Source organism: Streptomyces sp. NPDC058664, assembly GCF_042716635.1.
In the GTDB taxonomy this organism is placed as follows: domain Bacteria; phylum Actinomycetota; class Actinomycetes; order Streptomycetales; family Streptomycetaceae; genus Streptomyces.
This window is the reverse complement of sequence record NZ_JBHXRW010000023.1, coordinates 92,990-117,323: the sequence shown is the minus strand read 5'-3', so window position 1 is coordinate 117,323 and position 24,334 is coordinate 92,990. Positions and strand designations below refer to the sequence as shown.

The window sequence follows — 24,334 nt, the reverse complement described above, 5'->3', positions numbered from 1 at the left end:
TCCGCACCGGGTGGGCGTGACGGGGGCCCGAGGGGCCCCCGTGGGGGTTAGGCCGTCAGGCGGGTGATCGCCTCGGCGATCGTCAGTTCCTCGCGCTCACCCGTCCGGCGGTCCTTCAGCTCCAGGACGCCCTCCGCCGCACGGCGGCCCGCCACCAGGATCTTCGGCACGCCCATGAGCTCCGAGTCGGTGAACTTGACGCCCGGCGAGACGCCCGCGCGGTCGTCGACCAGGACCCGGAGACCGGCCGCGGCCAGCTTGTCGGAGACATCGAGCGCCAGCTCGGTCTGGAGCGCCTTGCCGGCGGCGACGACGTGGACGTCGGCCGGGGCGACCTCGGCCGGCCAGCACAGGCCCTTCTCGTCGGCGGTCTGCTCGGCGAGCGCCGCCACCGCGCGCGAGACGCCGATGCCGTACGAGCCCATGGTCACGCGGACCGGCTTGCCGTTCTGGCCGAGGACGTCGAGCTTGAGGGCGTCGGCGTACTTGCGGCCCAGCTGGAAGATGTGGCCGATCTCGATGGCGCGGTCCAGCTTGAGGCCGGTGCCGCACTTGGGGCACGGGTCGCCCTCCTGGACGACGACGACGTCGACGTACTCCTCGACCTCGAAGTCACGGCCCGCGACGACGTTCTTCGCGTGCATCCCGTCCTTGTTGGCACCCGTGATCCACGCCGTGCCCGGGGCCACCCGGGGGTCGGCGATGTACGTGACCTTCTCCAGGCCCTGCGGGCCGACGTAGCCCCGTACGAGGTCCGCCCGCTCGGCGAAGTCCGTCTCGGTGACCATCTCGACGGTCGCCGGCGCGAAGTGCTCCTCGACCTTGCCCAGGTCGACCTCGCGGTCGCCGGGCACGCCCACGGCGACGATCTCGCCGTCGACCTTCACGAGGAGGTTCTTGAGCGTCGCGGAGGCCGGCACGCCGAGCGAGGCGGCGAGGGTCTCGATCGTCGGGGTGTCGGGGGTCGGGATGTCCTCGGCGGCCGGGACGGCGGAGCCGTCGACCGGCTGCAGCTCGTAGGAGATCGCCTCGGTGTTGGCCGCGAAGTCGCAGTTCGGGCAGTCGGCGAAGGTGTCCTCGCCGGCCTCGGCCGGGGCCAGGAACTCCTCGGACTTCGAGCCGCCCATGGCGCCGGCGGTGGCGGCGACGATGCGGTAGTCGAGGCCGAGGCGCTCGAAGATCCGCTGGTAGGCCTCGCGGTGCAGGGCGTAGGACCGGGCGAGGCCCTCGTCCTCCGTGTCGAAGGAGTACGAGTCCTTCATCAGGAACTCGCGGCCGCGCAGGATGCCGGCGCGGGGACGGGCCTCGTCACGGAACTTGTTCTGGATCTGGTACAGGATGACCGGCAGGTCCTTGTAGGACGAGCACTGGTCCTTGACCAGGAGGGTGAAGATCTCCTCGTGCGTCGGGCCGAGGAGATAGTCGCCGCCCTTGCGGTCCTGGAGGCGGAAGAGCTCGGCACCGTACTCGTTCCAGCGGCCGGTCGCCTCGTACGGCTCGCGGGGCAGCAGCGCGGGGAGGGTGACCTCCTGCGCGCCGATCGCGTCCATCTCCTCGCGGACGATGCGCTCGATGTTGGAGAGGACCTTCTTGCCGAGGGGCAGCCAGCTCCAGATGCCGGCGGCGGTGCGGCGGACGTAACCGGCGCGGACGAGGAGCTTGTGGCTGAGGACCTCGGCGTCGGCCGGGTCGTCGCGCAGCGTCTTCGCCATCAACTGGGACATGCGCTGGACCGGTGCGTTGGCCATGGTTCTCGTACTCCTGCAGGGCTGGGGGTCCCCCCTGCTCGAGCGAAGCCGAGAGCTCGGGGGAGGGTGATGGCCCCGAGGTTAGCCGGGTGGCCCCTGGCAGGTGAAATCAGTTCCTGCGCCTGAGCGGCAGGGGCGCGCCCATCACGGCGTACGGGCGGGCGGCGCTCGGGAAGTGGACCTGGCGGGCGAGGTCGGTGTAGCCGAGGGAGCGGTAGAGGCCGCGGGCCGGGCTCTCCGTGTCGATCGCGGAGAGGATCGAGCGGGGCTCTGCGGCCGTGTCGGTGATGGTGGTGATCAGCGCGCGGCCGATGCCACGCCCCTGGTGAGCCGGGTGGACGTGCAGTTCGGTGATGACGAAGGAGTCGTCGAGCCAGTCGGCGGTGCCGGTGGCGCGCAGGTACGTCTCGACGACGGTGGACCACCAGTGGGTGCGGTCGTTGGGCATCCCGTACACGAATCCGACGAGCGCCCCGTCGGCGGTGGTGGCCCCGTAGGCGCGGGCGCCGGGGTTGAGCAGGTGGCGCAGCACGATGTGGCGGCGTACGGCGATCTCGCCCTCGTCCAGGCCGAAGGCGAGCGCCTGCACGGCGAGGGCCTCGTCCACCCGGGCGGCGAGATTGACCGGTCCGATCATGACTTCCGCGTCGTCCATGCGGCGCACCCTACAAGCGGCCGGGACGTCAGAACAGCACGCTCATGAAGGCGCCGGTCTCCTGGAAGCCGACACGGCGGTACGCGGCCCTCGCGGGGGTGTTGTAGTCGTTCACGTACAGGCTCACGACGGGGGCGACATCGGCCAGGGCGTACTGGAGGACGGCGGCCATGCCCGTCTCGGAGAGGCCCTTGCCGCGGTGCTCGGGGGCGACCCAGACGCCCTGGACCTGGCAGGCCTGGCGGGTGGCGGCGCCGATCTCGGCCTTGAAGACGACCTTGCCGTCCTCGATGCGGGCGAAGGAGCGGCCGGCGCCGACGAGTTCGGCGACCCGGGCCTGGTAGAGGAGGCCGCCGTCGTTGGCGAGCGGGGAGACGCCGACCTCCTCGGTGAACATGGCCACGCAGGCGGGCATGATCACGTCCATCTCGTCCTTGCGGACGCGGCGGACCAGCGGGTCGGGCGCGACGGTGGCGGAGGGTTCCTCGGCGACCATCAGCGGCTGGTGGGCGCGGACGTCCCTGGCGGGGCCCCAGCTGGGCTCCAGGAGCCGCCACAGCTCGGTGGTGGGCCCGGCGGGGCCGACGATCGAGGAGCAGCGGCGGCCGGTCCTGCGGGCCCGGTCGGCGAAGGCGCGGACGGCCTCGGGGGTGGCGCACAGGGGCACCAGGTTGGCGCCGGAGTAGCAGAGGGAACGCAGTCGGCCCTCGCTGTACCAGCCCCACATCTCGCCGCCGAGACGCCAGGGGTCGAGCCCGGCGACCTGGACGCGGGCCGCCACGAAGGCGTTCTCGACGGGGGCGCTCTCCAGGACGGCGAGCGCGGCGCCGAGGTCGGCGGGTTCGAGGACCCGGGTGGTGGGGTGTGTCAACACGAGGGGGGCCTCACCGTACGTTCTGCTGGTCCAGGCACTTTACCCCCGCGCCCCGGGGGAGGGCCCGTCAGAGGACGCGAAACCCCTCCGCCCGGTGGGGCGGAGGGGACTCGCGGACGATCCGCGTGCTCAGCCCGCGATGGCGACGGTCGGCTCGCCACTGGCGACCCCGTCCTTCTCCATCTGCTCGGCGATCTTCAGCGCCTCTTCGATGAGGGTCTCGACGATCTTCGACTCGGGGACGGTCTTGATGACCTCGCCCTTCACGAAGATCTGGCCCTTGCCGTTGCCGGAGGCGACGCCGAGGTCGGCCTCGCGGGCCTCGCCGGGGCCGTTGACGACGCAGCCCATGACGGCCACGCGCAGCGGGACGGTCATGCCGTCGAGGCCGGCGGTGACCTCCTCCGCGAGCTTGTAGACGTCGACCTGGGCCCGGCCGCAGGACGGGCAGGAGACGATCTCCAGGCGCCGCTGGCGCAGGTTCAGCGACTCCAGGATCTGCATGCCGACCTTGATCTCCTCGGCCGGCGGCGCGGAGAGCGAGACGCGGATGGTGTCGCCGATGCCCTGGGAGAGCAGCGCGCCGAAGGCGACGGCCGACTTGATGGTGCCCTGGAAGGCGGGGCCCGCCTCGGTGACGCCCAGGTGCAGCGGGTAGTCGCACTGGGCGGCGAGCTGGCGGTAGGCCTCGACCATGATGACCGGGTCGTTGTGCTTGACCGAGATCTTGATGTCGCGGAAGCCGTGCTCCTCGAAGAGGGAGGCCTCCCAGAGGGCGGACTCGACGAGCGCCTCGGGGGTGGCCCTGCCGTACTTCTTCAGGAGCCGCGCGTCGAGCGAGCCGGCGTTGACGCCGATCCGGATCGGCGTCCGGGCGTCGGAGGCCGCCTTGGCGATCTCCTTGACCTTGTCGTCGAACTGCTTGATGTTGCCGGGGTTGACGCGGACGGCGGCGCAGCCGGCGTCGATCGCGGCGAAGACGTACTTCGGCTGGAAGTGGATGTCGGCGATCACCGGGATCTGCGACTTCCGGGCGATCGTCGCGAGGGCGTCGGCGTCGTCCTGGGTGGGGCACGCCACGCGCACGATCTGGCAGCCGGAGGCGGTCAGCTCGGCGATCTGCTGGAGCGTCGCGCCGATGTCGGAGGTGCGGGTCGTGGTCATCGACTGCACGGAGACGGGTGCGTCACCGCCGACGGCCACGCTGCCGACCTGGATCTGGCGGCTCTTGCGCCGCTCGGCGAGCCGGGTCGGAACGGTCGGGATACCGAGAGCAATCGCGGTCATCTTCTGTGCAACCTCAAGGTTGTGCGTCGGCGGGCTCAGGTCTCCGAGGTTACCGCCCCGGGGGCGGGGGGCCGGACACCACCGGGTGCGGCCCCCCTGGGAGCTACGTCAGTTTCACCGGGTTGACGATGTCGGCGGCGAGGACGAGCAGGGTGAAGCAGACGAAGACACCGGCCACCACGTAGGCGGCGGGCATCAGCTTGGCCACGTCGAACGGGCCGGGGTCGGGGCGCCTGAAGATCCGGGCCGTGTGGCGGCGCACGGACTCCCACAGGGCGCCCGCGATGTGGCCGCCGTCGAGCGGCAGCAGCGGGAGCATGTTGAACAGGAACAGCGAGACGTTGAACATGACCAGCAGGTTCATGAACATCACGAGGATCGTCGTCGGCGGGGCCTCGACGTTCATCAGTTCACCGGTGATGCGGGCGGCGCCGACGACGCCGACCGGGGAGTCGTCGGCGCGCTCGCCGTCCCCGAAGGTGGCGTCCCAGAGGCCGGGGATCTTGCCCGGGAGGGCGATGACCGAGTGGACGCCGTTCTCCAGGAGGTCGGACATCCGGTTGGTGGTCTCGACGAAGGTGAGGGGCGCGACCTCGGACTTGGAGGCGAAGCCGAGGTAGCCGGCGTCGATGTAGGTCACCGGCTGGACGACCTTGCCGTCCTCGTCCTTCTTCGGGACCTTGTTGGAGACGAGGGTGGGGTGCAGGTCGACGCGCTGCCCGGCCCGCTCGACGGTGATCGTCGCGGGGCCGATGGTGTCCCGGATGCGGTCGGAGAGGGTGTCCCAGTCGCCGACCGGCGTGCCGTTGAAGGCGACGATCTTGTCGCCGTCCTTCAGCCCGGCCTTGAACGCCGGGGAGACGGGGTCGCCCGGCGCGCACTTCTCGCGCTTCTCGCTCTGCTTGATGACGCACTTCTGGACGCCGGCGACCTCGGTCGTCTGGCCCGCGATGCCCAGCGTCATCATCGAGCCGAAGAACAGCGCCACCGCCAGGACCAGGTTCATGAACGGTCCCGCGAACATCACGATCACGCGCTTCCACGGCTTGCGCGTGTAGAAGAGCCGGGTCTCGTCGCCGGGCTTCAGCTCCTCGTACGAGGCCTCCCGGGCGTCCTCGATCATCGAGCGCCAGGGCGAGGTGGAGCGGGCCTCGATCTTGCCGTCCTCGCCGGGCGGGAACATGCCGATCATGCGGATGTAGCCGCCGGCCGGGATGGCCTTGATGCCGTACTCGGTCTCGCCGCGCTTCTTCGACCAGATCGTGGGGCCGAAGCCGACCATGTACTGCGGCACGCGGATGCCGAAGAGCTTGGCCGTGGAGAGGTGGCCGAGCTCGTGCCAGGCGATGGAGACCAGCAGCCCGAGCGCGAACAGCACGATGCCCAGGGCGTACAGGAGCATTTCGGTCATGCGCGGGCCTCCGCTGTTGCCTTCGCTGCGAGCTCTCGGGCCCGGGCGCGCGCCCAGGTCTCCGCTTCGAGGACGTCCGGGACGGTGAGAGAGGTTCCCGTGACGGGAACGCCGTGTTCCGCGACGACCGCTGTGACCGTATCCATGATTCCGTTGAACGGCAGCCGTCCGGCGAGAAACGCCTCGACGCACTCCTCGTTCGCCGCGTTGAAGACGGCGGGCGCTGTGCCGCCGAGTTCGCCGACGTGCCGGGCGAGGCCGACGGACGGGAAGGCCTCGGTGTCGAGCGGGAAGAACTCCCAGGTGGAGGCCTTGGTCCAGTCGAAGGCGGGGGCCGCGTCGGGAACCCGCTCGGGCCAGCCGATGCCGATGGCGATCGGGCCGCCCATGTCCGGCGGGGTGGCCTGGGCGAGCGTGGAGCCGTCCGTGAACTCGACCATCGAGTGGACGTACGACTGGGGGTGGACGACGACCTCGATGCGGTCGAAGGGGATGTCGTAGAGCAGGTGGGCCTCGATGACCTCCAGGCCCTTGTTCACCAGGGTGGCGCTGTTCACCGTGATCACCGGGCCCATGGCCCAGGTGGGGTGGGCGAGCGCGTCCTCGCGGGTGACGTCGGCCAGCTGCTTCCGCGTACGGCCGCGGAAGGGGCCGCCGGAGGCGGTGACGACCAGCTTGCGGACGTCGGCGCGGGTCCCGGCGGCGAGCGCCTGGAAGAGGGCCGCGTGCTCGGAGTCCACCGGGATGATCTGCCCCGGCTTGGCGAGCGCCTTCACCAGCGGGCCGCCGACGATCAGCGACTCCTTGTTGGCGAGGGCGAGGGTGCGGCCGGCTTCGAGGGCGGCCAGGGTCGGCGCGAGGCCGATGGAGCCGGTGATGCCGTTGAGGACGGTGTGGCACGGGGACGCGGCAAGCCGGGTGGCCGCGTCGGGGCCCGCCAGGAGCTCGGGCAGCGGCTCGGAGCCGTACAGCGCCTTCAGGGCGTCACGCAGCTCCGGCAGCACCTCCTCGCGGGCCACGGCGACCGCGGCGACCTTCAGCCGGTGCGCCTGCTCGGCGAGCAGCGCGACCCGGCCGCCCGAGGCGGCCAGGGCGGTGACCCGGAAGCGGTCGGGATTGCGCAGCACCAGGTCGATGGCCTGGGTGCCGATGGACCCGGTCGAGCCGAGGACGACGATGTCCCGGCGTCCTTCGGACACGTCGAAGGCGATATGGGGATCGGCGAGAGGAGAGGGGCGGTCGCTCATGCCCCCCATTCTTGCCGCAAACGCTGTGGGGTCTTCACGCGGTGTGGACGTACCTGTCGAAGACCTGGTGGAAGTCGGGGAACGTCTTCCGCACGCAGCCCGGGTCGTCGAAGGTGATGCCGGGGGTGCGCAGGGCGGTGACCGCGAAGGACATGACGATCCGGTGGTCGCCGTGGGTGGCGATCTCGGCCGGACCGGTGGGCGTGCCGGGGTGGATCTCGATCCAGTCGGGGCCTGTGCGGACGGTGACGCCGAGGCGGCGCAGGTTCTCGGCGCAGGCGTCGAGGCGGTCGCACTCCTTGACCCGGGTGTTGGCGACGTCCTCGATGCGTACGGGGCCGTCGGCGAAGGGCGCGATGGCGGCGAGGGTCGGCATGGTGTCGGAGATGTCCCGCATGTTCACCGTGAGGCCGCGCAGGGTGCCGGTGGAGCGGACGGTGGTGCGGTCCGCCTCGATCCGTACGTCGGCGCCCATGCGGCGCAGGACGTCGACGAAGCCGAGGTCGCCCTGGAGGGCGCCGGTGCCGAGGCCCGGGACGGTGACGGAACGGCCCGGTTCGAGGGCGGCCGCGGCGAAGAAGTAGCTGGCCGTGGAGGCGTCGGGCTCGATGTCGTACGTACGCGCCCGGTAGCCGGTGGGAGCGACCCGGTACGTGCGGCCGTCCTGGCGGATCTCGGCGCCGAAGCTCCGCATCATCGCGAGGGTGATCTCCACGTACGGCTCCGAGACCAGGTCCGTGACCGTGATGTCGAGGCCCTCGGCGGTGAGCGGGCCCAGCAGGAGAAGGGCCGTCAGGTACTGGGAGGACTGCCCGGCGTCCAGGGTGAGCGCGCCGCCCTTCACGCCGTGGGCGTGGACGGCGAGCGGGTGGTGCCCCTCCTTCTCGCCGTGGCGCAGGTCGACGCCGAGGCTGCGCAGGGCGGTGGTGAGCGGGCCGAGGGGCCGTCGCCGCATCTGGGCAGAGGCGTCGAAGCGGTACGTGCCGTGGCCGGCGGCGGCGACGAGGGTGGGCAGGAAGCGGGCGGTGGTGGCGCCGTCACGGCAGTACACGTCGGCGTCGGTGGCGCCCGGACCGGTGGGGCGGCCCTCGACGTGCCAGGCGTCGCTCTCGCGGCGGACGGCGTAGCCGAGGGCGGTGAGGCCCTCGGCGAAGCCCTCGGTGTCGTCGGAGGCGAGGGGCCTGAGGAGGGTGGTGGTGCCCTCGGCGGCGGCCGCGAGGAAGAGCGCGCGGGCGGTCACGGACTTGGAACCGGGGATGTGGATGACGGTCACGGGCGTCATCCTGCCGTGGCCCGTGCCCGTGTGCTCACCCGTCCCGCAGGGCGGGACGGGTGAGCACACGGGGGTGAGGGGCGGGGCGTACGCCCGCGGCGCGTCTACCGGATCCGGCGGTGGACGTCCTGCTCCGTGGACGGGCCGGGGCTCGCGTCCGCGATCCAGGGGCCGTCGTCGCTCGGGTCGACGATTCCGGCCTCCAGCCAGGTGTACCGCCCGGCGAGGACCCCGTCGACGACCCGCCGGTCGAGGTCGTCGGTGTTGGACCAGAGGCGCCCGAACAGCTCCTCGATCCGCAGCCGGGCCTGGTGGCAGAAGGCGTCCGCGAGCTGGTGGGCCTCGCGGCCGTGGTCACCGGTGGTGCGGAGGAGTTCGGCCCGTACGCAGGCGGCGCTCATCGCGAACAGTTCGGCGCCGATGTCGACGATCCGGCCGAGGAAGGCCTGCTTGAGCTCCATCCGGCCCTGCCAGCGGGACATCGCGTAGAAGGTGGAGCGGGCGAGTTTGCGGGAGGCCCTCTCCACGTACCGGAGGTGGGCCGCGAGCTCGCCGAACTCCGCGTACGCCCCCGGCCGCTGTCCCGGTCCCATGACGAGGCCGGGCAGCCAGCGGGCGTAGAAGCCGCCGGCCCGCGCACCGGCCTTCGCCTTGTCGGCGAGTGACTTCCCGGGGTCGATGAGGTCGCCGGCGACGGAGAGGTGGGCGTCGACGGCCTCGCGGGCGATCAGCAGGTGCATGATCTCGGTCGAGCCCTCGAAGATCCGGTTGATCCGCAGGTCGCGCAGGAGCTGCTCGGCGGGGACCGCGCGTTCGCCGCGGGCGGCCAGCGAGTCGGCGGTCTCGTAACCGCGGCCGCCCCGGATCTGGACCAGCTCGTCGGCGATCAGCCAGGCCATCTCGGAGCCGTACAGCTTGGCGAGGGCGGCCTCGATGCGGATGTCGTTGCGGTCCTCGTCGGCCATCTGGGAGGCGAGGTCGACGACGGCCTCCAGGGCGAAGGTGGTGGCCGCGATGAAGGAGATCTTGGTGCCGACGGCCTCGTGGCGGCCCACCGGTCCGCCCCACTGCTCGCGGACGCCCGCCCATTCGCGGGCGATCCTCAGGCACCACTTCCCGGCGCCCGCGCAGGCCGCGGGGAGCGAGAGACGGCCGGTGTTGAGGGTGGTGAGGGCGATCTTGAGGCCGGCGCCCTCGGGGCCGACGCGGTTCGCGGCGGGCACGCGCACGCGGTGGAAGCGGGTGACGCCGTTCTCCAGGCCGCGCAGGCCCATGAAGGCGTTGCGGTGCTCGACGGTGATGCCGGGCGAGTCGGCCTCGACGACGAAGGCGGTGATGCCGCCGTGATGACCCTCGGAGGCGGGTACGCGGGCCATGACGACGAGCAGGTCGGCGACGACCCCGTTGGTGGTCCAGAGCTTGACCCCGTCGAGGACGTACGCGTCCCCGTCCGGCACGGCCGTGGTGGCGAGGCGCGCCGGGTCGGAGCCGACGTCGGGCTCGGTGAGCAGGAAGGCGGAGAGGTCGGTCCTGGCGAGCCGGGGCAGGAAGGCGTCCTTCTGCTCCTGGGTGCCGAAGAGTTTCAGCGGCTGCGGTACGCCGATCGACTGATGCGCGGAGAGCAGGGCGCCGACGGCGGGGCTGGCGGAGCCGACGAGGGCGAGGGCCCGGTTGTAGTACAGCTGGGTGAGGCCGAGGCCGCCGTACTTCCGGTCGATCTTCATCCCGAGCGCGCCGAGCTCCTTGAGCCCGGTGATCGTCTCGTCGGGGATGCGGGCCTCGCGTTCGATGCGGGCGCCGTCGATCCGGGTCTCGCAGAACGTGCGCAGCGCCGCGAGGAAGGCCTCGCCGCGCCGGGCGTCCTCCTCCGCGGGGAGCGGATGGGGATGGACGAGGTCCAGGCGGAACCTGCCGAGGAAGAGTTCCTTGGCGAAGCTCGGCTTGTGCCAGTCCCGCTCACGTGCGGCCTCGGCGGTCTGCCGGGCCTCGTGTGCGGTGACCTTGGGCCGCTGGGTGGGCGCGGACATGGACACCTCCTGGGGTCTTTGTCCGTCGTACCCGATTTCCGGCGGTCCGGAAAGACGAGAAGACGGCCTGAGCCCCCGCACAGTGGGCTCAGGCCGCCTGGTCTCGTGGACCCGTGGGCGTACGGGTTACAGGGCGAGGCCGGTCAGGACGAGGACGCGCTCGTAGGTGTAGTCGTCCATCGCGAACTTCACGCCCTCGCGGCCGACGCCGGAGCGCTTGGCGCCGCCGTACGGCATCTGGTCGGCGCGGTAGGACGGGACGTCGCCGACGATCACGCCGCCGACCTCCAGGGCGCGGTGGGCGCGGAAGGCGGTCTGCAGGTCGTGGGTGAAGACACCGGCCTGGAGGCCGAAGTCCGAGTCGTTGACCGCGGCGAAGGCCTCGGCCTCGCCGTCGACCCTGGCGATCGTCAGGACCGGGCCGAAGACCTCGGCGCGGGCCAGGGTGACGTCGGCCGGGAGGTCGGTGAGGACGGTCGGGGCGTAGGTGGCGCCCTCGCGCTTGCCGCCGGCGAGGAGCTTGGCGCCGGCCGCGACGGCCTCGTCGACCCAGGACTCGACGCGCTTCGCGGCGGCCTCGTCGACGAGCGGGCCGACGTCGGTGGCGTCGTCCGCCGGGTCACCGGTGACCTGGGCCTCCACGGCGGCGACGATCTTCGGCACCAGGCGGTCGTAGACCGAGGTGTCGGCGATCACGCGCTGCACGGAGATGCAGGACTGGCCGCCCTGGTAGTTGGAGAAGGTGGCGATGCGGCTCGCGGCCCAGTCCAGGTCGGCCTCGGAGGACCAGTCGGGGAGGACGACGGCCGCGGCGTTGCCGCCGAGCTCCAGGGTGCAGTGCTTGTGCGGCACCGACTGCTGGATGGCGTAGCCGACCTTGTCGGAACCGGTGAAGGAGATGACGGGGAGGCGCTCGTCCTGGACGAGGGCGGGCATCCGGTCGTTCGGCACGGTGAGGATCGACCAGGAGCCGGCCGGCAGGTCGGTCTCGGCCAGGATCTCACCCAGGATCAGGGAGGAGATCGGGGTCGACGGGGCCGGCTTGAGGATGATCGGGGCGCCGACGGCGATGGCCGGGGCGACCTTGTGGGCGCTGAGGTTCAGCGGGAAGTTGAACGGCGCGATGCCGAGCACGACGCCCGTGGGGATACGGCGGGTGAGGGCGAGGCGGCCCGCGCCGCCGGCCTCGGTGTCCAGGCGCTGGGCCTCGCCGGCGTTCCAGCGGCGGGCCTCCTCGGCGGCGAAACGGAAGACGGAGACGGCACGGCCGACCTCGCCGCGGGCCCACTTGACGGGCTTGCCGTTCTCGGCGGAGATCAGCTGGGCGATCTCCTCGGTGCGCTCGGCGAGCCGCTTCGACACGTGGTCGAGGGCGGCGGCGCGGACGTGCGCCGGGGTCGCGGCGAACTCGTCGACGACGGCGTGGGCGGCGGCGACGGCCTCCTCGACCTGGGCCTCGGTGGGCACGCTGACCTTGCCGACCAGACGTCCGTCGTACGAGTTCGTGACGTCGAAGGTGGCGTCGCCGGTGGCCTCGCGGCCGGCGAGCCAGAAGGCGTGGGTGGTCGTCATTGCGTACCGGCCCTTTCCGTTTCGGGGGTGGTGCGAGGGGGTGCTCTCGCGCTCTCGTGCCACGTTAGGGCGAAGCGGGCGAACGGGCGCTTGTCCTCAGTGGAGTGATGGACGGGGGTTCCTGTCCGCTTTGGCGGAGGGGGCACTTCCGGCGGAGTGGCGTCAGGGTCGGGGACGCGTGGTCATCTGCGCCGTTCGGTCGACACGATGAGGCAGACGGCGCCGACGACGATCGCACCGCCGAGGAGGATGGGCCACGTCAGGGCCTCGTTCAGGACGAGCGCGCCGAGCAGGACGGCGACGACCGGGTTGACGTAGGCGTAGGTGGCGGCGAGGGAGACCGGCGCGGTCTGGAGGAGCCAGGCGTACGCGGTGAAGGCGACGAGCGAGCCGAAGACGATCAGGTACGCGAGGGCGACCCAGGAGCGGTCGGAGACGGCGGCCGGGTCGAAGCCGTGGTGTTCGCCGCGTACGAGACCGACGGCGAGCGCGGCGAGGCCGCCGGTCAGCATCTCGTACACGCTCGCGGTGAAGGGGTTGGCGGGCATGGGCAGCCGGGCGGAGGAGACGGAGCCCAGGGCCCACAGCAGCGCCGCCACGACGACGAGCAGAACGCCGCCGATCTTCACGTCGCCGCTCAGGCCGGGGGCGGTGAGGACGCCCAGGCCGGCGAAGCCGAGCAGGACGCCGCCGAAGGCGCCGAGTCCGGGGCGCTCGCCGAAGGCCGCGCGGAGCAGGACGACCCAGACGGGGACGGCGGCGACGAGGAGCGCGGCGAGGCCGGACGGGATGGAGGTCTCGGCGAGGACGACGAGGCCGTTGCCGCCGAGGATGAGGAGCAGACCGACGAGGACGGCGGAGCCGAGTTCCCGGCGGGTCACCTTGAGCGCGGCGGGGCCCTGCCGCCAGGCGACGATCGCGGCGAGGAGCAGGCCCGCGATGACGAAGCGGGCGCCGCCGGAGAGGAACGGCGGGAGGGTCTCGACGACGATCCGGATCCCGAGGTACGTGGACCCCCACACGACGTACACGATGCCGAGCGCGGCCCAGACGGCGCCGGTGATCCGGCGGGCGGGGGCGGCGGGGGCTGCGGGGACGGCGGTACGGGGTGCGGGGGCGTCCGGGTGCGCCTCGGGGGCCGGGTCGACGGCGGGTCTTGTCATGCGCAGGAGAATACGGAGCACGGGCCCCGAAGGCCAAGGAAATTGCCCGGAATCGGGCAGGGGTGGCGGACTTCGGGCGACGGCGAGGGCCGGTGGGATGTCGGGGAGGGATGGGAGGATGACCGCACCGCAAGAGCAGGAGCAGGAGCGGGAGCGGGATCGGGAACACGGCAACCCAGGGGGAAGCATGATCCTTTACGTACTGATCGGCGTCGTGGTCCTAGCCCTCGCGGGCTGCGGCTGTGTCGTGTGGGCGGCGCGGGGCGGCCCCCGCTGGGTCCGCGCGGTGGCCGCCGTGACGCTGCTGGGCGGCGAGGCGGTCCGCGCCGGACAGCGCCGGAGCGGACGACGGGCGGGCGGAGGCGACGACGGCGGGAACCCGGCCTGAAGGTCCGGCCGCAGAAGGGCCGTCCGTGGAAGGGCCCAGCCGTAAAGGTCCGGCCGCAGAAGGGCCCGGCCATGACAGGCCCGGCCGCTACTCCGTGTCCTCCGCCGTCGCCTTCAGGGCCAGCCACAGTTCCATCCGTACGTCCGGATCGTCCAGGGAGCGGCCGAGGATCTCCTCCACCCGCCGCATCCGGTAGCGCAGGGTGTGCCGGTGGACGCCCAGGTCCGCCGCCGCCGCGTCCCACTGGCCGTGCCGGGAGAGCCAGGCCCGCAGGGAGGCGACCAGGTCGCCGCGGCCCGTCGCGTCGTGGTCCCGGAGCGCGCGGAGCATCCCGTCGGCGAAGGCGCGCACGGCGTCGTCGGCGAGGAGCGGCAGGACCGAGCCCGCCGCCAGGTCCTCGTGCTCGACGAGCGCCTTCCCCCGTCGACGGGCCACCGAGAGCGCCTGCTCGGCCTGCTTGTACGCCGCGGCGGCCGCGATCGGTCCCGCCGGGGCCGAGAGCCCGATGGCGACACCGGCGTCCTCGGCGTCCCGCTCCGCGTACCCCTCGCAGGCGGCGACGACCGCGCCGCCGTCCCCGGCGAGGACGACGAGCCGCTGCTCGCTCTCGGCGACGGCGAGCACCGCCTCGCCGGCCCGGGCCGCGGCCGCCTCCAGGGACTCGGCGAGCACCGGCAGGGGCGGTTCGCCGGCCGGGTCGCCCCCGGCGGGTTCCGCGACGATCAGCCGGAAGGGGGCGTCGAGCAGCCCGCCGTACACGTCCCCGGCCACCGCGCGCGCGTGGTCCGGCTGCCCCGCGAGCAGCATCCGCAGGACCGCCGCGCCGAGCCGCTGTTCGGCCGCCTGGAGCGAGCGGGAGCGTTCCGTGGTGAGGGTGAGCAGGGCGATCGCCGAGTGGACCGCGTACCGCTCGGCCGTCCCGAGGGGGGCGCCCGTACCGACCGCGAGGGCGCCCCGTACCCGCCGTCCGGTACCGAGCGACTGGAGCTCGACGCGGTCGTCCGTACCGCCGACCACCGCGCTCGCGGGCGCGGGCCGGTCGCGCAGCCGCTCCACGTCGGGGGTGAGCCGGGCGGCCCGGCGCGCCGCCCAGTCGGGCGAGACGGCGACGACCGTGCCGGAGGTGTCGTAGAGCGCGGCCCAGCCGTCGACGTGCGCGGCGAGCCGGGCGACGACGGCTTCGGGGCCCTCGGCGAGCGCGGCCCTCGTCAGCTCGCGCTGGGCCTCGAAGCCGGCCGTGACGGCCCGGTACTGGTCGGCGGAGATGGCGGCCGACACCGCCTTGCTGATGGCGAGGAACGGGGTCCTGCGCGGCACTTCGAGGAGGGGCAGATGCTCCTCGCGGGCCGCTTCGAGCAGCGCCGGCGGGATCTCCTCGTAGTTGACGCCGATGGCGAAGCCGAGCCCGACGACTCCCGCGCCGAGCAGCCGCCGCACGTAGCGGCGCATCGCCTCCAGGTCCTCCGCGTCGAGCGTGAGCGCGGTGGTGAGGAGGAGCTCACCGCCCTCCATGTACGGGACGGGGTCGGCGAGCTCGCTGACGTGCGCCCAGCGGACGGGGGTGCCGAGGCGGTCCTCACCTGCGCGGACGACGAGCTTCAGGGAGGAGTGCTGGACGAGCGAGGCGAGGGTGGGCGGCATTGGGGACCGTCGGACCTTTGGGCGAGGGGGCGCCGCTCAGCCGAGCGGCGCCCCCGATTGTGCCAGCCCGTCCGCGGGGGCGCGCTCAGCTCCACAGGTCGACGAGGAGCGGCGGCGCGTGCTCGCCCCGCACGTGGGTGACGGACAGCACGGCGTGTCCGGCGGGGACGGCGTGCGCGAGGTCTGAGGCCGACCAGCGCTCGCGCTCCACCTCCCGCACGGTCACGGCCTCGGCCGTCGCCGCCTTGCCGGTCACCAGGCGCCGCATGAAGTGCAGGGCCTTGGTGAGCGGCTCGTCGGAGATGATCTGCCGGTTGGTGACGTCCCGGGTCTGCACCCATTCGGTGCCCCAGGCCTCGGCGAACCGTCCGCCGTCCCAGGGCGCGATCCCGGCGAACGCCATCCGGCAGCCGACGGCCCCGAGCAGCGGCCCGCGCAGCGCCTCGGGCACGTCCTCCAGGCTGCGCAGCGCGAGGACGACGCCGGCGTTGGCGGAGCGCAGTCGCTGGAGGGCCCGCACCGAGTCGCCGGTGACGGTGTACGTGGCGTCGTCGAGGACCAGGCAGGCGAAGAGGGAGCGGTCGCGGCGTCCGAGGGCGGCCTCGGCGAACTGGGCGAGCAGCAGCCGGGAGACGATCCGGGAGGCTTCGGCGTGGCCGCGCTCGGGCAGGTCGACGCGGACGCGGAGGGGGTGCTCGACGGCGCGGAGGGAGAACTGCGGCCGTTCCCGTTCCTCGCCGAGGCGGCGGTCCGTACCGGCGTCCCTACCGGCGTTCTCAGCGGCGTCCGCGCCCGTGTGCGTACCGCCCGCCGTGCGGAAGAAGCCGGCGAAGGCGGGCCGGTCGAGGAAGGCGATCCGCTCGGCGAGCAGGACGCCGACCTCGTCGCCGCGCTCGGCCTGCCGCTGCCGGGCGTCGAGTTCACGCAGCTGCGCGGCGTCGCCCGCGACGGCCGCCCGCAGCGCCGCGAGCGCCTCGGGCGTCCCGACGAGCAGCTCGCGCAGCTCCGGCACGCCGGGGAAGCGGCCGTACGCGGCCAGGAAGGGCCCGATCAGCTGGGCGACCGCCGTGGCGGCCCGGCGGTTGTCGGCGACCAGGTCCCCGACGAGGGCCTCGGCGAGGATGCGGGCGGCCTCGTCGGGGTCGTCGGCGCCGCCGTACAGGTCGAGGTCGTGGGTGGACCGCGGCCGCCCCACCGAGACGACGACGTCGAAGGCCTCGTCGGGGCCGAGGGCCGGGCCCTGGGCGGTGACGGCGACGACCGCGGCGCGGTTGGCGAGCGCCTGCAGACAGAGCGACTCGACGACGGGCCGCACGAGTCGCGCGGTCTTCCCGGCCCCCGCGGGCCCGACGGCGAGCAGCGAGGTGCCGAGCAGGGCCGGTTCCAGGGCGACGCCGGTGGTGCGCCGGGCGTAGGGGTTGCGGGGGTGGTCGGCGGCGGTGCCGATGAGGACCTGGCCGGTGGCGAGGTCGTGGGTGGCGGTGCGGACGGGCAGGTCGCGCAGGCCGGAGGGGTGGCCGCAGGCGGCGGCCCCACGGGCGCGGACGGCCTCGGTGAAGGCGGCGAGCCGCTCGGGCCTGGTCCGTACGCCCTGCCAGGCACGCCGGATCCGGGCGTAGTCGACGTCGCCGAGCACCCCCTGGCGGGTGGCCTCGGCGAGCCGGGCCGCGGCCTCGGCCACTCCGGCGTCACGCAGGTCGGGCCACTCGGCGGGGTCGGCGGCCGGTGCGGGCGGCGGCGGGGCGCCGGTCGCGGAGCCGCGTTCCAGACGTCGCCGTACGGGCGGCCAGCTGCCGACCCGGCAGACGGCGGCGACGAGGGAGGCGGCGAGGAGCACGTAGTAGAGGCTGGAGACCCAGGTGAGCCAGGTGACCGTGCGGGGCATCTCGCGCCAGACGCCCGGCAGGAGCACGAACAGCGGCCAGATGGGCACGCCGTACCGCTGCCAGATGTCGCGCCAGTTCCCGACGCGGCCGAAGCCGACGGCGAAGAGGGTGAGGAGGATGCCGTACCAGAGGTAGGAGGCGCCGACGTACAACTCGACGTCGGGGTGCGTGGGGTTCCGCCATTCGCTGGGGACGAGCCACAGCATGGGCAGCAGCCACCAGTCGTTGACGAAGATCCACCACCCCTCCAGGTAGCCGTTCCACAGCAGCGACCAGAGGAGCCAGCCGCAGAGGTACGCGACGAACGCGCCGGTGATCAGCTGGCGGCCGGGCACGAGGTCGGGTTCCCGCTCGGGCCGCTCGCGGTGCCCGAGCCGCCAGATGCCGGGGGCGGCGGCGGGGCGGGGGATGCGCAGCCACTCGGCGACCCCGACGCGCGCGGACACGTGGGCGGGCGGGGGCGAGACGGCGGGCCGCGGGGGCGGGGAGGCGACGGCCCCCTGGGGCGGGGGTCCGGCGGGCCGCGGGGGCGGAGAGGCGGCGGATCCCCGGGACGGCTGACCGGCCGACCCAGGGGACGGCGGTCCCGCGGGCCCCCAGGACGGCTGACCGGCGGATCCCCGGGGCGGGGGGCCGGGTGGCACGGGCGGTCCCGCCGGACGCGGGACCGCGCTCCCCCGCGTGTCGCGTGACTCGTACGTGCCGTCGGTCTCCATGAACCCCTGCCCCCTGAACAGCCAGGTCGCCGTCTCTGTGCCATCGTCAATCTAGTGGCCCGGGGACGCCCCGGAGGGGTTTCGCCCACCCGTGTGGCCGCGCAGCGGCGAGGCGCCCGCCGCGGCGGAAGCGGAGGCCTCATGTCCACCACGGACAACGACACACCCCCCACCACTCCCGATCGGCGCATGCCTCAGCCCCTCCCCCGCGCCTAGCCTGCGGAGGAAACCCGCAAGTGCGTCCAGAACACCCCCAGGAGCCCCGCATGAACGCTGTCCCGCAGGAGCGGCGCGTCGTCACCGCCATCCCCGGTCCGAAGTCGCTGGAGCTTCAGGCCCGCCGCCTCGACACGGTCGCCGGTGGCGTGGGCTCCACGCTCCCCGTCTTCACGAAGCGGGCCGGCGGCGGCATCATCGAGGACGTCGACGGCAACCGTCTGATCGACTTCGGCTCCGGCATCGCCGTGACCTCCGTCGGCGCCTCCGCCGAGGCCGTCGTGCGCCGCGCCTCCGCGCAGCTCCAGGACTTCACCCACACCTGTTTCATGGTGACGCCGTACGAGGGTTACGTGGAGGTCTGCGAGGCGCTGGCCGAGCTGACCCCGGGCGACCACGCCAAGAAGTCCGCGCTGTTCAACTCCGGCGCCGAGGCCGTCGAGAACGCGGTCAAGATCGCCCGTTCGTACACCAAGCGCCAGGCCGTCGTCGTCTTCGACCACGGCTACCACGGCCGTACGAACCTCACGATGGCGCTGACCTCGAAGAACATGCCGTACAAGCAGGGCTTCGGTCCGTTCGCCCCCGAGGTCTACCGCGTGCCGGTGGCGTACGGCTACCGCTGGGCCACCGGTGCCGAGAACTGCGGCCCCGAGGCCGCCGCCCAGGCGATCGACCAGATCAGCAAGCAGATCGGCGCCGACAACGTCGCCGCGATCATCATCGAGCCGGTCCTCGGCGAGGGCGGCTTCATCGAGCCGGCCAAGGGCTTCCTGCCGGCGATCGTGAAGTTCGCCAACGACAACGGCATCGTCTTCGTCGCCGACGAGATCCAGTCCGGCTTCTGCCGTACCGGCCAGTGGTTCGCGTGCGAGGACGAGGGCATCGTCCCGGACCTCATCACCACCGCCAAGGGCATCGCGGGCGGTCTGCCGCTCGCCGCCGTCACCGGCCGCGCCGAGATCATGGACTCCGTCCACGGCGGCGGTCTTGGCGGCACCTACGGCGGCAACCCGGTGGCGTGCGCCGGTGCGCTCGGCTCCATCGAGACGATGAAGGAGCTCGACCTCAACGGCAGGGCGAAGCGCATCGAGGAGGTCATGAAGGCCCGCCTGTCGGCGATGGCCGAGAAGTTCGACGCCATCGGTGACATCCGCGGCCGCGGCGCCATGATCGCCATCGAGCTCGTCAAGGACCGCGCGACCAAGGAGCCGAACCCGGAGGCCGCGGGCGCCCTGGCGAAGGCCTGCCACGCCGAGGGCGTGCTGGTCCTGACCTGTGGCACCTACGGCAACGTGCTGCGCTTCCTGCCGCCGCTGGTCATCGGCGAGGACCTCCTGAACGAGGGCCTCGACGTCATCGAGAACGCGTTCGCGCAGATCTGATCGCGGGTCCGCGATCACCGGTCCGATCACCGGTCCGACCACGGATCGGACCACAGATCGGGTCGCGAGTCCGGTCACGGGCCCGGCCGCGGATCCGGCCGCGGATCCGGCGCTCCGTGTGAAGACTCTGTGGGGGGCCGATGGCGGGATGCGTTTCCCGCTGTCGGTCCCCTCTTCTCTGCCGTACGGTTTCCGCAGATGAGAGAAACACCCCGGGCGGAGCCTCCCCAGCCCCGCCCACACCGTGCCGTCGCGCACACCCCTGGAGCCTCGTGCTCCGGAACTCCTCACCGATCGGATGGCCGCCCGCCCCACACCCCCCGGGGCGTGCGGCAGCCCGATCCCCTCGGCCGCCCTGGAACCACCCCCCCTGTTCCAGGGCGGCCGGCTCTCTTCTCGGCGCTCGTCGCCCTCGCCGTCGTGACCTGGCAGGTGCTCGTCCACGGCCCTCTGGCCAGGCTCGACGAGCGGGTGTCCCGGGCCCTGGTGGACACGGTCCCCCGGCCCCTCTCCGAACTCGGCGCCGACCTCGGCAACATGACGGTGGCTCTGCCCGTCCTCCTCTGCGCGATGGCGTACGCCCTGTGGCGCGGCCGCCGCGCCGCCGCCCTGTACGCGGGTCTCGCGATGGCGGCGGTCCCGCTCCTCGTCATCCCCCTGAAGGAGTGGACGGCCCGCCCCGGCCCGCTGGAGCCCTGGGCGCAGGGCTACTACCCCTCGGGCCACACGGCCACGGCCGCGGTCGCCTACTTCGGCGCGGCCTTCCTCGTCTCGAACCGCCTGCTCCCCGTCGCCGCCGTCCTGACGGCGGCGACGGGGACCGGTCTGGTCCTGCGGGGCTACCACTGGCCGCTGGACGTGCTGGCCAGTCTCTGTCTCTCGTCGCTGATCCTGGCCGTCAGCTCCACCGGTACGCGTCGAAGTTCCGGCTGAACTCCCACTGGCCGTAGCGGTCCCAGTTGATCGACCAGGTCATCAGGCCGCGCAGGGCGGGCCAGGTGCCGTGGGTCCGGTACGTACCGCAGTCGGTCTTCTTCGTGAGGCAGTTCAGGGCCTTGTTCACCTCGGCCGGGGCGGTGTGGCCGTTGCCCGCCTGGGTGGAGGCGGGGAGGCCGATCGCGACCTGGTCGGCGCGGAGGGCCGGGAAGAAGCGGTCCGTGTTGCCGGCGACGGGGAAGCCGGTGAGGAGCATGTCGGTCATGGCGATGTGGAAGTCGGCGCCGCCCATCGAGTGGTACTGGTTGTCCAGGCCCATGATGGGGCCCGAGTTGTAGTCCTGGACGTGGAGCAGGGTCAGGTCGTCGCGCAGGGCGTGGATGACCGGGAGGTAGGCGCCGGCGCGCGGGTCCTGGCCGCCCCAGGGGCCTGAGCCGTAGTACTGGTAGCCGAGCTGGACGAAGAAGGTCTCCGGGGCCATGGTGAGGACGAAGCCGGCGCCGTACTTGGCCTTGAGGGTCCTGACCGCCTGGATGAGGTTCACGATGACCGGGCTGGTGGGGCTGCGGAAGTCGGTGTCGCCGGTCTGGAGCGAGAGGGAGTGGCCCTCGAAGTCGATGTCGAGGCCGTCGAGCCCGTACTCGTCGATGATCTTCGAGACGGAGGAGACGAAGGCGTCACGGGCGGCGGTGGTGGAGAGCTGGACCTGGCCGTTCTGGCCGCCGATGGAGATCAGGACCTTCTTCCCGGCGGCCTGCTTGGCCTTGATCGCCGCCTTGAAGTCCGTGACGGACTCGACGTTCGGGCATTCGGTCGCCGGGCACAGGCTGAAGCGGATGTCACCGGAGGTCACCGAGGTCGGTTCGCCGAAGGCGAGGTTGATGACGTCCCAGGAGTCGGGGACGTCGGCCATCCGGGTGTAGCCGGAGCCGTTGGCGAAGCTCGCGTGGAGGTAGCCGACGAGGGCGTGCGCGGGGAGACCCGGGTTGCCGCCCCCGCCGCCGCTGGTCGTCGTCGCCGTCACGGCCGCCGACTTCGGGGACTCGCCCGCGCTGTTCACGGCCGAGACCTGGAAGGTGTGGGAGGTGGCGGGGGCGAGACCGGTGGCGGTGTACGAGGTGCCGGTCACGGTCGCGAGGAGAGCGCCGCCCTTGTGGACCTTGTACGAGGTGGCGCCGGGGACCGCTGCCCACGTCAGCGGTACGGAGGTGGAGGTCGGGGAGCCGGCCGTGAGTCCGGTGGGGGCGGCCGGGAGCTGGACGGGGTCGCCGCCGGGGCCGTACAGGGAGAGGTCGTCGGCCTGGTAGGCGGGCGTGCCGTACCAACCGTGGGTGTAGATCGTGACCGAGGTGGTGGAGCCGCCCGTGGTGAAGGCGGTGCTGAGCTTCTGCCAGTCGGGGGCGGAGCCCGTCCAGGTGGAGACGTCGGTGGTACCGGTGCCGGAGGCGCCGAGGTAGACGTAGCTGCCGCGCACCCAGCCGCTGAGCGTGTACGTGGAGTTCGGCTTGACGGTGACGGTCTGGGAGCAGCGGGCGTTGTCGCTGCCGGCGGGAGTCGCCTGGAGCGCCTTCGTACCGCTGCGCACGGGCGAGGAGACGGCGGCGCCACTGCCCGCCGTGCAGGTCCAGCCGTCGAGGCCGGCCTCGAAGCCGCCGTTGCGGGCGAGTTCGGCGTCGGCGGCCTGGGCCGCGGGGGTGAGCGCGGCGAGTCCGCCGGCGGCGAGGGCGCCCGCGAGGAGCAGGGTGAGGTGTCTGACGCGTTCCACAACTGCCTCCGGGGGTGGGGGAATCGAGGTGCGAGCGCGCCACAGCATGGTCCAGACCAATCAAGTGGTCAAGACCTCTGTCCGGACGACACCTCCCTCACCTTCCGCCGGATCCCCCTTCCCCCCTGGCCAGCCGCCCCGCCGCCTCGTGCATCGCCAGTTCGAGCAGGGCCGCGTCGGTGAGGGTGCCCGCGCCGTCCGGCGCCACCAGCCAGCGGACCGCGCCCGCCGCCCGCCCCGGGTAGGGGACCACGATCCAGGTCCCGGCGCCCGCGCCGCGCACGCCCGTGCCGAGCCAGCGGGTGGCGGTGCCGGGCGGGACGAAGAAGCCCATGCGGGCGTCACCGAAGTCGGCGAGGACCGGGCCCGGCCGGTCGACCAGGCGGGTCAGCACGTCGAGTGTCGGGTAGCCGAGCTCCGCCGACAGGATCAGCACGTCCCAGCGCCTGCCGGCGGGCAGCAGCGCGACCCCGTGCGGGTTGCGCTCCCACTCCCACCGGCAGGCGTCGGGATCGGGTGCGACCGAGACCAGCCACTCCACCGCGCTCCTGGCGCCCGAGGCCCCCGTACCAGTCATCGCGACGATCTCCTTCCGTAGGGACACGGTGTCCGTACGGAGAGAGCTGTTCGGGCGACTTCTCTTACGCGGATTCAGCCACCCATCGATCGTGACGTACGTCACACGGCGTCGGTGCGTGACGACGGTTCAGCTGTCGAAGCCGAGTCCCACCCGGTCCATGGCCTTCAGCCACAGGTTGCGCCGTCCGCCGTTCTCGTCGGCGCGCGCCATCGACCACTTGGTGATGCCGATGCCGGCCCAGGCGATCGGCTCGGGCGGGAACGGCAGCGGCTTGGAGCGGACCATCTCCAGGTCGGTGCGCTCGGTGCGCTCCCCCGCGAGCAGGTCGAGCATCACGTCGCCGCCGAAGCGGGTGGCCCCCACGCCCAGGCCGGTGAACCCGGCCGCGTACGCCACCTTGCCCCGGTACGCCGTACCGAAGAAGGCCGAGAAGCGGGAGCAGGTGTCGATCGCGCCGCCCCAGGCGTGGCTGAAGCGCAGGCCCTCCAGCTGCGGGAAGCAGCGGAAGAAGTGCTCGGCGAGCTTGAGGTACGTCTCCGGGCGGTGGTCCATCTCGGCGTTCAGCTTGCCGCCGAAGGGGTAGATCGCGTCGTAGCCGCCCCAGAGGATCCGGTTGTCGGCGGTGATCCGGAAGTAGTGGAACTGATTGGCGGAGTCGCCGAGCCCCTGCCGGTTCTTCCAGCCGACCGAGGCGAGCTGCTCGGGGCTGAGCGGCTCGGTCATCAGGGCGTAGTCGTAGACCGGGACGGTGTACGGGCGGACGCGCTTGACCAGCGAGGGGAAGACGTTGGTGCCGAGCGCGACCCGGCGGGCGACGACCCGGCCGTACGGGGTGCGGACGCCCATGCCGGCGCCCACGGAGACCAGTTCGAGCCCGGGGGTGTTCTCGAAGATCCGCACGCCCAGGTCGAGGCAGGCCCGCTTGAGGCCCCAGGCCAGCTTGGCCGGGTTCAGCATGGCCACGCCCCGGCGGTCCCAGAGACCGCCGAGGAAGGTCGGCGAGTCGACCTCGGCGCGGACGGCGTCCCGGTCGAGGAGTTCGATGCCGTCCGCGAGGCCGAGCCGGTCGATCTCCTCGTACACCTCGGCCAGTTCCTCGACCTGGTACGGCTCGGTGGCGACGTCGAGCTCGCCGGTGCGCTCGAAGTCGCAGTCCAGGGAGTAGCGGGCGACCGCCTCCTCGATGGCGTCGAGGTTGTGCTCGCCGAGCTCCTCCAGTTTCGGCAGCTCGCCCGGCCAGCGGGCGAGCCCGTTGCCGAAACCGTGGGTGAGGGAGGCGGCGCAGAATCCTCCGTTGCGGCCCGAGGCGGCCCAGCCCACCTCGCGGCCTTCGATCAGTACGACGTCCCTGGCGGGGTCGCGCTCCTTGGCGAGGAGCGCGGTCCACAGTCCGCTGTAGCCGCCGCCGACGACGAGGAGATCGCACTTCTCGGTGCCGGTGAGGGCGGGCAGGGCGCCGGGCTTGCCGGGATCTTCCAGCCAGAAGGGGACGGGCTGGGCGTCGGAGAGAGATTGTGCAGCGAGACGCATGGCGACTGGGGCCATGGTTTCCAACTCCTTCGGT

18 protein-coding genes are annotated in these 24,334 nt (G+C 72.7%); 3 read left to right on the top strand and 15 right to left on the bottom strand.

All coding sequences use genetic code 11. The features are described 5' to 3' along the window. Positions 1 to 47: 47 nt before the first annotated feature. The 10 genes from ACFWUY_RS20380 to ACFWUY_RS20335 all read right to left on the bottom strand — a co-directional run bounded on the left by ACFWUY_RS20380 (position 48) and on the right by ACFWUY_RS20335 (position 13,257). Positions 48 to 1,748, bottom strand: coding sequence for a proline--tRNA ligase (locus ACFWUY_RS20380; protein WP_384110128.1), 1,701 nt, complete (start codon positions 1,746 to 1,748; stop codon positions 48 to 50). 109 nt (positions 1,749 to 1,857) lie between these two features. Continuing rightward, entirely contained in the window at positions 1,858 to 2,403 is a 546-nt protein-coding gene (locus ACFWUY_RS20375; RefSeq protein ID WP_384110122.1) for a GNAT family N-acetyltransferase, read from the bottom strand. A gap of 28 nt (positions 2,404 to 2,431) precedes the next feature. Next, positions 2,432 to 3,277: a GNAT family N-acetyltransferase gene (locus ACFWUY_RS20370; protein ID WP_384110115.1), complete on the bottom strand. Its 846-nt coding sequence runs from the start codon at positions 3,275 to 3,277 to the stop codon at positions 2,432 to 2,434. Between the two features lie 129 nt (positions 3,278 to 3,406). Next, positions 3,407 to 4,564: a flavodoxin-dependent (E)-4-hydroxy-3-methylbut-2-enyl-diphosphate synthase gene (ispG, locus tag ACFWUY_RS20365; RefSeq protein ID WP_384110110.1), complete on the bottom strand. Its 1,158-nt coding sequence runs from the start codon at positions 4,562 to 4,564 to the stop codon at positions 3,407 to 3,409. Between the two features lie 103 nt (positions 4,565 to 4,667). Then, complete coding sequence (locus tag ACFWUY_RS20360; protein WP_384110108.1) at positions 4,668 to 5,975, bottom strand: M50 family metallopeptidase; 1,308 nt, start codon at positions 5,973 to 5,975, stop codon at positions 4,668 to 4,670. Continuing rightward, a complete protein-coding gene (dxr, locus tag ACFWUY_RS20355; RefSeq protein WP_384110105.1) occupies positions 5,972 to 7,222 on the bottom strand; it encodes a 1-deoxy-D-xylulose-5-phosphate reductoisomerase in 1,251 nt (416 codons plus the stop codon). Before dxr ends, ACFWUY_RS20360 begins: the two co-directional genes overlap by 4 nt. Before the next feature lie 34 nt (positions 7,223 to 7,256). After that, the gene (gene aroA, locus ACFWUY_RS20350; protein ID WP_384110098.1) at positions 7,257 to 8,495 is read right to left on the bottom strand and encodes a 3-phosphoshikimate 1-carboxyvinyltransferase; all 1,239 of its coding nucleotides are present in this window, start codon (positions 8,493 to 8,495) and stop codon (positions 7,257 to 7,259) included. A gap of 104 nt (positions 8,496 to 8,599) precedes the next feature. Next, complete coding sequence (locus ACFWUY_RS20345; RefSeq protein ID WP_384110094.1) at positions 8,600 to 10,522, bottom strand: acyl-CoA dehydrogenase family protein; 1,923 nt, start codon at positions 10,520 to 10,522, stop codon at positions 8,600 to 8,602. A gap of 126 nt (positions 10,523 to 10,648) precedes the next feature. Continuing rightward, positions 10,649 to 12,094 carry an aldehyde dehydrogenase family protein gene (locus ACFWUY_RS20340; RefSeq protein WP_384110091.1) on the bottom strand — a complete coding sequence of 482 codons (1,446 nt, stop codon included), beginning with the start codon at positions 12,092 to 12,094 and terminating at the stop codon, positions 10,649 to 10,651. A 182-nt stretch (positions 12,095 to 12,276) separates the two neighbouring features. Next, the gene (locus ACFWUY_RS20335; RefSeq protein WP_384110087.1) at positions 12,277 to 13,257 is read right to left on the bottom strand and encodes an EamA family transporter; all 981 of its coding nucleotides are present in this window, start codon (positions 13,255 to 13,257) and stop codon (positions 12,277 to 12,279) included. A 118-nt stretch (positions 13,258 to 13,375) separates the two neighbouring features. Between ACFWUY_RS20335 and ACFWUY_RS20330 the strand changes: the two genes are divergently transcribed. Next, positions 13,376 to 13,645, top strand: a complete 270-nt coding sequence (locus ACFWUY_RS20330) for a hypothetical protein (protein WP_384110080.1) — start codon at positions 13,376 to 13,378, stop codon at positions 13,643 to 13,645. An 87-nt stretch (positions 13,646 to 13,732) separates the two neighbouring features. On the opposite strand, the gene ACFWUY_RS20325 is transcribed toward ACFWUY_RS20330, so the two are convergent. Next, positions 13,733 to 15,286 carry a PucR family transcriptional regulator gene (locus ACFWUY_RS20325; protein ID WP_384110074.1) on the bottom strand — a complete coding sequence of 518 codons (1,554 nt, stop codon included), beginning with the start codon at positions 15,284 to 15,286 and terminating at the stop codon, positions 13,733 to 13,735. An 85-nt stretch (positions 15,287 to 15,371) separates the two neighbouring features. Beyond that, positions 15,372 to 17,888: an ATP/GTP-binding protein gene (locus ACFWUY_RS20320; RefSeq protein ID WP_384110068.1), complete on the bottom strand. Its 2,517-nt coding sequence runs from the start codon at positions 17,886 to 17,888 to the stop codon at positions 15,372 to 15,374. Between the two features lie 266 nt (positions 17,889 to 18,154). Here ACFWUY_RS20320 and gabT point away from each other — a divergent pair, with 266 nt between their 5' ends. Both gabT and ACFWUY_RS20310 read left to right on the top strand, forming a co-directional pair. Beyond that, a complete protein-coding gene (gene gabT / locus ACFWUY_RS20315) occupies positions 18,155 to 19,489 on the top strand; it encodes a 4-aminobutyrate--2-oxoglutarate transaminase (RefSeq protein WP_384110060.1) in 1,335 nt (444 codons plus the stop codon). 198 nt (positions 19,490 to 19,687) lie between these two features. Then, positions 19,688 to 20,422, top strand: coding sequence for a phosphatase PAP2 family protein (locus tag ACFWUY_RS20310; RefSeq protein WP_384110053.1), 735 nt, complete (start codon positions 19,688 to 19,690; stop codon positions 20,420 to 20,422). On the opposite strand, the gene ACFWUY_RS20305 is transcribed toward ACFWUY_RS20310, so the two are convergent. The 3 genes from ACFWUY_RS20305 to ACFWUY_RS20295 form a co-directional block, all read right to left on the bottom strand. Beyond that, positions 20,388 to 22,190 carry a chitinase gene (locus ACFWUY_RS20305; protein ID WP_384110046.1) on the bottom strand — a complete coding sequence of 601 codons (1,803 nt, stop codon included), beginning with the start codon at positions 22,188 to 22,190 and terminating at the stop codon, positions 20,388 to 20,390. The two genes, ACFWUY_RS20310 and ACFWUY_RS20305, sit on opposite strands and share 35 nt — an antisense overlap. Positions 22,191 to 22,287: 97 nt before the next feature. Continuing rightward, positions 22,288 to 22,767 carry a hypothetical protein gene (locus ACFWUY_RS20300; RefSeq protein ID WP_384110040.1) on the bottom strand — a complete coding sequence of 160 codons (480 nt, stop codon included), beginning with the start codon at positions 22,765 to 22,767 and terminating at the stop codon, positions 22,288 to 22,290. A gap of 129 nt (positions 22,768 to 22,896) precedes the next feature. Beyond that, positions 22,897 to 24,315 carry an NAD(P)/FAD-dependent oxidoreductase gene (locus ACFWUY_RS20295; RefSeq protein WP_384110034.1) on the bottom strand — a complete coding sequence of 473 codons (1,419 nt, stop codon included), beginning with the start codon at positions 24,313 to 24,315 and terminating at the stop codon, positions 22,897 to 22,899. Between the last annotated feature and the right edge of the window lie 19 nt (positions 24,316 to 24,334).